10 protein-coding genes and 3 pseudogenes are annotated in these 9,670 nt (G+C 60.2%); 4 read left to right on the forward strand and 9 right to left on the reverse strand.

Annotated features, from left to right (window positions below; translation table 11 throughout):
- The 4 genes and pseudogenes from ACIP1X_RS26205 to ACIP1X_RS26220 all read left to right on the forward strand — a co-directional run.
- Window positions 1-761 (forward strand): annotated as a pseudogene (locus tag ACIP1X_RS26205) (glucan biosynthesis glucosyltransferase H); the annotation flags it as partial.
- A 237-nt stretch (window positions 762-998) separates the two neighbouring features.
- Entirely contained in the window at window positions 999-1,796 is a 798-nt protein-coding gene (locus ACIP1X_RS26210; protein ID WP_400755731.1) for a transporter substrate-binding domain-containing protein, read from the forward strand.
- Between the two features lie 138 nt (window positions 1,797-1,934).
- On the forward strand, window positions 1,935-2,894 hold the full coding sequence (locus ACIP1X_RS26215) for an amino acid ABC transporter permease (protein WP_053116625.1): 960 nt from the start codon (window positions 1,935-1,937) through the stop codon (window positions 2,892-2,894).
- Entirely contained in the window at window positions 2,887-3,621 is a 735-nt protein-coding gene (locus tag ACIP1X_RS26220; protein ID WP_064117071.1) for an amino acid ABC transporter ATP-binding protein, read from the forward strand. Before ACIP1X_RS26215 ends, ACIP1X_RS26220 begins: the two co-directional genes overlap by 8 nt.
- Before the next feature lie 123 nt (window positions 3,622-3,744).
- Here ACIP1X_RS26220 and ACIP1X_RS26225 read toward each other — a convergent pair whose 3' ends face one another.
- From ACIP1X_RS26225 to ACIP1X_RS26265, 9 genes and pseudogenes are all read right to left on the reverse strand, one after another.
- Complete coding sequence (locus ACIP1X_RS26225) at window positions 3,745-4,617, reverse strand: methyl-accepting chemotaxis protein (RefSeq protein WP_371262351.1); 873 nt, start codon at window positions 4,615-4,617, stop codon at window positions 3,745-3,747.
- A pseudogene (locus tag ACIP1X_RS26230) lies at window positions 4,600-5,874 on the reverse strand (methyl-accepting chemotaxis protein); the annotation flags it as partial. The gene ACIP1X_RS26225 and the pseudogene ACIP1X_RS26230, both read right to left, overlap by 18 nt.
- Before the next feature lie 48 nt (window positions 5,875-5,922).
- A complete protein-coding gene (locus ACIP1X_RS26235) occupies window positions 5,923-6,630 on the reverse strand; it encodes a 16S rRNA (uracil(1498)-N(3))-methyltransferase (protein ID WP_400755732.1) in 708 nt (235 codons plus the stop codon).
- Window positions 6,627-7,418: a twin-arginine translocase subunit TatC gene (gene tatC / locus ACIP1X_RS26240; RefSeq protein ID WP_008080622.1), complete on the reverse strand. Its 792-nt coding sequence runs from the start codon at window positions 7,416-7,418 to the stop codon at window positions 6,627-6,629. Before tatC ends, ACIP1X_RS26235 begins: the two co-directional genes overlap by 4 nt.
- On the reverse strand, window positions 7,415-7,816 hold the full coding sequence (tatB, locus tag ACIP1X_RS26245) for a twin-arginine translocase subunit TatB (protein ID WP_400755733.1): 402 nt from the start codon (window positions 7,814-7,816) through the stop codon (window positions 7,415-7,417). Before tatB ends, tatC begins: the two co-directional genes overlap by 4 nt.
- 64 nt (window positions 7,817-7,880) lie before the next feature.
- Window positions 7,881-8,162, reverse strand: a complete 282-nt coding sequence (locus ACIP1X_RS26250) for a twin-arginine translocase TatA/TatE family subunit (protein ID WP_003220847.1) — start codon at window positions 8,160-8,162, stop codon at window positions 7,881-7,883.
- A gap of 25 nt (window positions 8,163-8,187) precedes the next feature.
- Complete coding sequence (locus tag ACIP1X_RS26255; protein WP_007909355.1) at window positions 8,188-8,520, reverse strand: phosphoribosyl-ATP diphosphatase; 333 nt, start codon at window positions 8,518-8,520, stop codon at window positions 8,188-8,190.
- On the reverse strand, window positions 8,513-8,914 hold the full coding sequence (gene hisI / locus ACIP1X_RS26260; protein WP_064117075.1) for a phosphoribosyl-AMP cyclohydrolase: 402 nt from the start codon (window positions 8,912-8,914) through the stop codon (window positions 8,513-8,515). The genes ACIP1X_RS26255 and hisI overlap by 8 nt, the downstream gene beginning before the upstream one ends.
- Window positions 8,915-8,995: 81 nt before the next feature.
- A pseudogene (locus ACIP1X_RS26265) lies at window positions 8,996-9,604 on the reverse strand (ubiquinone biosynthesis regulatory protein kinase UbiB); the annotation flags it as partial.
- Window positions 9,605-9,670: the final 66 nt, after the last annotated feature.

Below are 9,670 nucleotides of genomic sequence, written 5' to 3' on the forward strand. Positions count from 1 at the left end.
AGTTCAAGGTGACCCTGTCGATGCTGCTGGAGATGCTGTTCTCCATGCTGCTGGCGCCGGTGCGGATGATTTTCCACACGCGTTTCGTTCTGGCCGCGTTCCTCGGCTGGGCCGCGACCTGGAATTCACCGCAACGTGACGACGACTCGACGCCTTGGAGCGAGGCGGTCAAACGCCACGGCCCGCAAACTTTGCTGGGTTTCTGCTGGGCGCTGCTGGTGATCTGGCTGAACCCGAGCTTCCTCTGGTGGCTGGTGCCAATCGTCGGTTCGCTGATGCTGTCGATCCCGGTGTCGGTGATTTCCAGCCGTGTCGGTCTGGGCCTGAAGTCCCGTGACGAGAGCCTGTTCCTCATCCCTGAGGAATACAATCCGCCACAGGCGCTGCTGGCGACCGATCAGTACACCCACGAAAACCGTTACCACGCGCTCAACGACGGCTTCGTCCGCGCGGTGGTCGATCCTCAGCAGAACGCTTTGGCGTGCTCGCTGGCGACTTCCCGTCACGGTCAGGCCGAACCGATCGAATGGCTGCGTCAGGAACGTGTGCGTCACGCGCTGAAGGTTGGCCCTGCGGGGTTGAACAACCATGATCGTCTGCAATTGCTGAGCGATCCTGTTGCCTTGGCGCGTTTGCATGAGCAGGTCTGGGCGGAAGGTCACGCTGAGTGGCTGGATGCATGGCGCGCTTCGGTGAAAGCCGATCCGCATGCGCCGTTGTTGCCGTTGCAACCGGTGAGCCTGCAGGCGCAACCGGCCTGATAAAAAGATCGCAGCCTTCGGCAGCTCCTACAGGATTATGTGAACACCTGTAGGAGCTGCCGGAGGCTGCGATCTTTTGCTTTTTAATCCCTCCCCGTAACAACAATTCCCGGCAAAAAGCCTTGTGCAAACGGACGAGTGCGTTAGCATCCGTCCCCGAATTGGCGCGCCCGGGCTTTTTTGCCCGTTTCTGTCGGTTTTTCGCGCCGCACACGCAATGGTTTTGGGGACTTGAAGATGAAGAAGTATCTGTCGATGCTGCTGGTCGGCGTCACGGCACTGGTTGCAGTCAATGCGGCGCAGGCTGGCGCAATCGATGACGCGGTCAAGCGCGGCACGTTGAAAGTCGGTATGGATCCGACCTATATGCCGTTCGAAATGACCAACAAGCGCGGCGAAATCATCGGCTTCGAAGTCGACATTCTCAAAGCCATGTCCAAAGCCATGGGCGTCAAACTGGAACTGGTTTCGACCGGCTACGACGGCATCATCCCGGCGCTGATGACCGACAAGTTCGACATGATCGGCAGCGGCATGACCCTGACCCAGGAACGCAACCTGCGCCTGAACTTCAGCGAACCGTTCATCGTCGTCGGCCAGACCCTGCTGATCCGCAAAGAGCTGGAAGGCACCATCAAGTCGTATAAAGACCTGAACACCGCTGACTACCGCATCACCTCCAAGCTCGGCACCACCGGCGAGATGGTTGCCAAGAAGCTGATCTCCAAAGCCAAGTACCACGGCTACGACAACGAGCAAGAAGCCGTGCTCGACGTGGTTAACGGCAAGGCTGACGCCTTCATCTACGACGCCCCGTACAACGTGGTCGCGGTGACCAAGGTCGGCGCCGGCAAACTGGTGTTCCTCGACAAGCCGTTCACCTACGAGCCTTTGGCGTTTGGTCTGAAGAAGGGCGATCACGACAGCCTCAACTTCATCAATAACTTCCTGCACCAGATCCACGAAGACGGCACCTACGATCGCATCCATGACAAGTGGTTCAAGAGCACCGAGTGGCTCAAGGACATGGAATAACGCGCATCCGCTGATCGTTCCCACGCTCTGCGTGGGAACGCATCCTGTGACGCTCCGCGTCACGATCAGGCAGGGACGCAGAGCGTCCCGAGCGGCATTCCCACGCAGAGCGTGGGAACGATCATCCGAGAACCTGCAATGAAACAGAAAAAAGCCCAATGGCCCTGGCACGTCCTCACCGTGCTGGTGCTGGTCGGCCTGGCCGGCGCGTTGTATTACGCGACGTCGCTGATGTCCTACGAATGGCGCTGGAACCGTGTGCCGCAGTACTTCGCCTATCAGGCCGAAGAAACCCAGCGCGCCGCTGACATTTCCACCGTCACCGAACTCGTGCGCAAGGGCAGCAGCGCGCAGGTCACCCTGCGCAACGACGCTGGTGACGAGCAACACCTGACTGTCGACGAGAACAGCCTGCAATTCGCTCAGGGCGACGATGTGGCTGAAGGCGACGTCGTGGGTGTGACTCGCCATTGGGCGGCAGGGCCGCTGTTGTGGGGGCTGTGGACGACGCTTTGGCTGTCGGTAGTGTCCGGGATTCTAGGGTTGCTCATTGGTCTGGTCACCGGCCTGTGCCGGCTCTCGAACAACCCGACCTTGCGCGACCTCTCGACCATCTACGTCGAACTGGTGCGCGGCACGCCGCTGTTGGTGCAGATCTTCATTTTCTACTTCTTCATCGGCACGGTGATGAACCTGTCCCGCGAGTTCGCCGGGATCGCCGCGCTGTCGCTGTTCACCGGCGCCTACGTGGCCGAGATCATTCGTTCCGGTGTGCAATCGATCGCCCGTGGCCAGAACGAAGCGGCACGCTCGCTTGGTCTGAGTGCCGGTCAGTCGATGCGCCATGTGGTGTTGCCGCAAGCGCTGAAACGCGTACTGCCACCGCTGGCCGGGCAGTTTATCAGTCTGGTCAAAGACACCTCGCTGGTGTCGGTGATCGCCATCACCGAGCTGCTGAAAAGCGGCCGTGAAGTCATCACCACCTCGTTCTCGCCGTTCGAAATTCTGTTCTGCGTCGCCGGCCTGTATCTGTTGATCAACCTGCCGCTGTCGAAAATCGCCAGCCGGCTTGAGCGGAGGCTCGCGCAAAGTGATTGAAGTCCGCGAACTGGTAAAAGTCTTCGATACCCGTGGGCAAGTGGTGCGCGCGGTGGATAACGTCAGCACCACGGTCGCCAAGGGCGAAGTGCTGGTGGTGATCGGCCCGTCGGGGTCCGGCAAGTCGACCTTCCTGCGCTGCCTCAATGGCCTGGAGGAGTTCGACTCGGGCTCGGTGAGCATCGACGGCCTGCAACTGGCCGACCCGAAAACCGACGTCAACGCCTACCGCCGCGAAGTCGGCATGGTCTTTCAGCATTTCAACCTGTTCCCGCACATGACCGTGCTGGAAAACCTTTGTCTGGCGCAGAAAGTCGTGCGCAAGCGCGGCAAGAAAGAGCGCGAGGCGAAGGCGATGGAGTTGCTGCAAAAGGTCGGAATCGCACAGAAGGCCAACGAGTTTCCGTCACGCCTGTCCGGCGGTCAGCAACAGCGCGTGGCAATTGCCCGGGCGCTGGCGATGGAGCCGAAGGTGATGTTGTTCGATGAACCGACTTCGGCGCTTGACCCGGAAATGGTTGGCGAAGTGCTGGATGTGATGAAGAACCTGGCCGTGGAGGGCATGACCATGGTCTGCGTGACCCACGAGATGGGTTTTGCTCGGGAAGTGGCGGATCGCGTGTTGTTCTTTGATCACGGCAAACTGCTGGAAGATGCCGCGCCGGCGGAGTTCTTTGATGCGCCGAAAGACCCGCGGGCTCAGGCCTTTCTGCGTCAGGTCTTGTAGTAACTGATCGTTCCCACGCTCCGCGTGGGAATACCGCCCGGGACGCTCCGCGTTCCTTTCATGCATGACGCGGAGCGTCACAGGATGCATTCCCACGCAGAGCGTGGGAACGTTCTGTGGGGCTTATACCTTGAAGCGCCCGACCAGCATCTGCAGATGCGTCCCCAACCGCGCCAGCTCAACGCTGGACGCCGCGGTTTCTTCACTCGCCGCCGACGTCTGATCCGACACGTCCCGCACATTCAGCACGCTACGGTTGATCTCCTCCGCCACCGCGCTCTGCTGCTCGGCCGCCGCCGCAATCTGCTGGTTCATCGCCTGAATCGCCGACACCGTGCGCGTAATGCTTTCCAGCGAACCACCGGCACGACGGGTCAGCTCGACGCTGCTGTCGGTCAATGTGCGGCTGTTGTCCATGATCGTCGCCACTTGCTGGGTGCCGTTTTGCAGGCCGACGATCAGCTCTTCGATCTCTTCGGTGGACTTCTGCGTGCGCTGCGCCAGGCTGCGCACTTCATCGGCAACCACCGCAAAACCACGTCCAGCCTCACCGGCACGCGCCGCTTCGATGGCCGCGTTAAGGGCCAGCAGGTTGGTTTGCTGGGCCACGGATTTGATCACGTCGAGGACGCTGCCAATCTTGTCGCTTTCGCGCTTGAGCTCGCCCATGGCTTCGGTGGAGTGACCGACTTCAACGGCCAAGCGTTCGATCTGCGCAATGGCTTCGCCGACGACTTTGTCGCCTTCGCGGGCCTGTTGGTCAGCGGCGACGGCGGCTTCGGAGGCTTCCTCGGCGTTGCGCGCGACTTCTTGCACGGTGGCGGCCATTTCGTTCATGGCGGTGGCGACCTGGTCGGTCTCGATCTTCTGATTGTTGACCCCGGCGCTGGTTTGCTCAGTCACGGCCGACAGTTCTTCAGCGGCGCTGGCGATCTGGGTGACGCCGTCGCTGATCCCGCCGATCAGCTCGCGCAGGCCTTGGGTCATGCTCTGCATCGAGCGTTGCAGTTGGCCGAGTTCGTCGCGGCGCTGCGAGACCAGGTTGTGGGTCAGGTCACCTGCGGCCACGCGCTCGGCGACTTTCAGGGTCTGGTTCAGCGGGATGATGATCTGGCGGGTGATCGCCCACGCGGCCAGCAAGCCGAACGCGATGGCGAGCAGGGTGGCGATGATCAGCATGTTTTTCGCGTGTGCGGCGTCGGTGTCACGCACCACGGTCTGGGAAATGGTCAGTTTTTTACTGGCATCGAGGAGGATATCGCCCTGGGCTGCCATACGAGCAACGGCGTTACCGCTGGCGGTTTGCGCGTCGCGGAACTGGCCGACGGCGGCGCGATAGGCCTTCATCGACTCGGCGGCTTGCTGCAGGTTGGCAGTGAACTGTTCTGGCAGTTTCGACGGCAGGCTCTCAAGGGATTTCAGCGCATTTTCGATGGCGTCGAGCGCAGGTTGCTCGGCCTCGGCCTTGCCACTGTAGGTGTAGCCGCGCACTTGATAGCGCGCCTGTTGCAGCAGCTTGCTCAGATCAACCACGCTGTTGAATTGCGCGACGCTGTCACCTTGCAGCAGGCCCTTTTCAACTTCCGAAACTTTGGCCACGGCGTTGTCGGCATTCGCGCCGAGTTTGCTGCGCGCGTCTTCGCGGTGCGTGGTCGCCTGGATCATGTCGGCGAAAGCACGTTTGTACTCGGCGACGGCAGCCAGTTGCTGGTCGACCATGGCGATGTCGGCCGGTTGTTCGATCAGCGTGCGCGCGGTTTGCAGGCCGCTGTCGAGTTTGCCGAGCATATCGTTGACCGCGCCCGAACCTTGTTCGCCACGGCGTGAATCGTAGTCAATGCGGGCCAGACGCAGATCCTTGCTGTACTCATTGAGGCTGGAAATAAACCCGAGCTTGTCGCCCCGGCTGATGATGCCGCTCATGCCGGACCAGCCGGTGAAGGTGATCAACAGCGTCAGCAAAAGCACCAGACCGAAGCCGATACCCAGCTTGCGTTTGACGCTGACATTCCCAAGATTCTCGGCTAACCAACGGTACATGCGACAACTCCCCGACCACAAATTGGACTTATGGGGAGCGTATCGGCCGGGTGATGGCAATCTGTAACACCATTTGTCCGGGAAGGCCCTGCGCTCTGGATCTGCTGACCTGCCGATTGCCGACCTGCTGATCCGCTGATCCCGCTGATCTGTAGGAGCTGTCGAGTGAAACGAGGCTGCGATCTTTTGATCTTGCTTATAAAAAAACAACATCAAAAGATCGCAGCCTTCGGCAGCTCCTACACGGGGCGCGGTGTTCGTTTAGAACAGGCGGGCGAGGAGGGCGGTGACGGCGGTTTCTACGCGCAGGATGCGCTCGCCGAGTTGCACCGGTTGCAGGCCGGACTTGGCCAGCAGGTCGATCTCGTAGGGAATCCAGCCGCCTTCAGGGCCGATGGCGAGGGTGACTGGTTCGCTGAGGGCGCGCGGGCACGGCGGATAGTTGCCGGGATGACCGACCAGACCGAGCGTGCCCTCAGTAATGGCGGGCAGGCGATCTTCAACGAACGGCTTGAAGCGTTTCTCGATGACGATCTCCGGCAATACCGTATCGCGCGCCTGTTCGAGGCCGAGGATCAGTTGTTCACGGATAGCCGCCGGCTCAAGAAACGGCGTCTGCCAGAAGCTCTTCTCAACCCGATAGCTGTTGACCAGAATCACCTTCGCCACGCCCATGGTCGCCACGGTCTGAAACACCCGACGGAGCATTTTCGGGCGCGGCAGCGCCAGCAGGAGGGTCAGCGGCAATTTCGCCGGTGGCGGCTGATCGAGGGTGACGCGCAACTCAGCTTCACCTGCGTCCAGCCGCAGCAATTCAGCCGAGCCCATCAACCCGTCAATGCGCCCGACGCGCAGGCTGTCACCGACTTCCGAACGGTGAACTTCCTGCATGTGCGTCAGGCGTCGATCACGCAGCGCCACGCGGTCGGCCGCAATGAAATCGGCTTCTTCGAGCAACAGCAGGTTCATGCCTGGGTCGCTGGCGGCTGGTCGTTGTGGTCGTCGGCCGGGGTTTCTTCCGGGCGTTCGCGCTTGCTGATCAAACCACCGAACAGAATGCCGATTTCAAACAGCATCCACATCGGCACGGCCAGCAGGGTCTGCGAGAAGATGTCCGGCGGCGTCAGGATCATGCCGACCACGAAGCAGCCGATGATCACGTACGGGCGGATTTTCTTCAGGTATTTGACGTCGACGACACCGATCCACACCAGCAGCACCACGGCCACTGGAATCTCGAACGCCACGCCGAAGGCGAAGAACAGCGTCATGACGAAATCGAGGTAACTGGCGATGTCCGTCATCATTTCCACGCCAGCCGGAGTGGCGGCGGCGAAGAACTTGAAGATCAGCGGGAACACGAAGTAATAGGCGAACGCCATGCCGGTGTAGAACAGCAGGATGCTCGACACCAGCAACGGCACCGCGATGCGCTTCTCATGCTTGTACAGGCCCGGCGCGATAAAGCCCCAGATCTGATGCAGGATCACCGGGATCGCGAGGAACAGCGAGACCATCATCGTCAGTTTCAGCGGCGTCAGGAACGGCGACGACACGTCAGTGGCGATCATCGTCGCGCCGACCGGCAGGTACTGGCGCAGCGGCGTCGAGACGAAGGTGTAGATCTGCTGGGTGAAGGCGAACAGCCCGGCGAAGATGATGAAGATCGCCGCCACACAACGCAGCAGGCGGGTGCGCAACTCGGTGAGGTGCGAAACCAGCGGCATGTGCTGGTCGTTTTCGGGGAGATCGCTCATGGGGCTCGCGGCGGCAGAGTAGGGTCGTGAGGCGCTGGTGTGATCGGCGCGGCGGTTGGGGATACGTGTTCAACCGAAGTTTCTGCGGCAACGGGCACGGGTTCTGTCGGCGCCACAACGGCGGCGGGCACAGGTGTAGGAGCAGGCGCAGTCGGCGCATGTATCGTCTGCTGACCCACATGCTCAACCGACGTCGGCTCTTGCTGAACCGGGTTGAAAATCTTCCGCGCCTCTTGCTCCAGCGACAGAATATGCTCGTTGTGCAGTTGCCGACGGATCTCGTCGGCACCGATTTCACGTTCAACTTCCTGTTTGATCGCGTTGAAGCTGCGCTTCAGCCGTCCGACCCACAGGCCAGCGGTGCGCGCAGCGCCCGGCAGACGCTCGGGGCCCAGCACCTGCTGGGCGACTTGGCCGACGAGATGCTGTTAAGATATGCTGATACCAAACATTAGTCAATGCTCACACGTCTTTGCGGATCGGCTCTTCGACTTTCTGCGCCTGCACGTCGATGGTGTGCGGCGGGTTGGCCTGAGCGGTGGCTTGCGGCTGCACCGGTGGTACCGGTTGCGCAGGTGTCACGGTTGGATCAGCGGCCGGTTTTTCGTCGTCGTTCATGGCTTTGCGGAAGCCTTTGATCGACTCGCCAACGTCGGTGCCGAGGTTTTTCAGTTTCTTGGTGCCGAACACCAACACCACGACTACCAGAATGACGATCCAGTGTTTCCAGTCAAAAATGCCCATGTTGCTGTTCCTCTCTAAAAATTGTTCAGGCGGACGGACGCGAGGCTTTCTCGACGTGTCCGGACAGACCGAAGCGACGATCCAGTTCATCGAGCACAGCCTGCGGATGCTGCCCCAGTTGGGCGAGCATGACCATGCTGTGGAACCACAGGTCGGCGGTCTCGTAGATCACATCGCTGCAGTCGCCGCTGATGGCGGCGTCTTTGGCGGCAATAATGGTTTCGACCGACTCTTCGCCGACTTTCTCCAGAATTTTGTTCAAACCCTTGTGATACAGACTAGCTACATATGAGCTGTCGGCAGCTGCGCCTTTGCGCTCTTCGAGCACTTCGGCCAGGCGGGTCAGGGTGTCACTCATGTTTGTGTCCTGCGGAATAGATGGCGTGCGGGTCTTTGAGAACCGGATCGACGGTTTTCCAGTCGCCGTTTTCGAAGACACGATAAAAACAGCTTTGACGGCCGGTATGGCAAGCGATGTCGCCGATCTGTTCAACCATCAGGATGATCACGTCGGCGTCACAGTCCAGACGCATTTCATGCAGGGTCTGCACATGACCGGACTCTTCGCCCTTGCGCCACAGCTTGCCACGGGAGCGTGACCAGTAGATGGCACGGTTTTCCGCAGCGGTCAGTTCGAGCGCTTCGCGGTTCATCCAGGCCATCATCAATACACGTCCGGTCTTGTGATCCTGGGCAATCGCCGGCACCAGGCCATCAGCGTCCCATTTGATCTCGTCCAGCCAGTTGTTCATTTTCGACTCCGACAGCGAACCCCACACTTCAATAGTCGGGTTCAGGCATTGAAACAGTGTGCCAGCCGATCACGAAACTGGCTATCGGCGAACGACCAGATACAAGCCGACTGCCACCATGATTCCCGCCGGCCAGTGCCCCAATTCGTTTAGCGGGCCACCGATGGCGAGGATCACCCCGCCGGCCAGATGCGCGCAACCGAGCAGGCGCAGGAACCAGTCGTCCTTGCGTTTATGCCACGGCGGCGGCGGGTCGTAGGCGTGCGGCTGGGACATGCGTTCGAGCAGATCGCGGGCCATATTCGCCAGATGCGGCAACTGTTCAAACTGGCTCTGCACGTTGCCGAGCAAGGCTTTCGGGCTGACGCGCTCGCGCATCCAGCGCTCGAGGAATGGCTGCGCGGTGTTCCACAGATCCAGATCCGGATACAGCTGACGGCCGAGCCCTTCGATGTTCAGCAGGGTCTTTTGCAGCAGTACCAGTTGCGGCTGCACTTCCATATTGAAACGGCGTGCGGTCTGGAACAGGCGCATCAGCACCTGGCCAAATGAAATATCTTTTAACGGTTTTTCGAAGATCGGTTCGCACACGGTACGGATTGCCGCTTCGAATTCGTTGAGTTTGGTCTCCGCCGGCACCCAGCCCGAATCGATGTGCAATTGCGCCACACGCCGGTAGTCACGCTTGAAGTTTTGTTAGTGGTTTAGGGAAAGATTTTAATTATATTTGTTGTTCTGGGTGGTGTCGTTTTCTTT

This window comes from Pseudomonas sp. NPDC088885, from assembly GCF_044750025.1.
GTDB lineage: Bacteria > Pseudomonadota > Gammaproteobacteria > Pseudomonadales > Pseudomonadaceae > Aquipseudomonas > Aquipseudomonas rustica.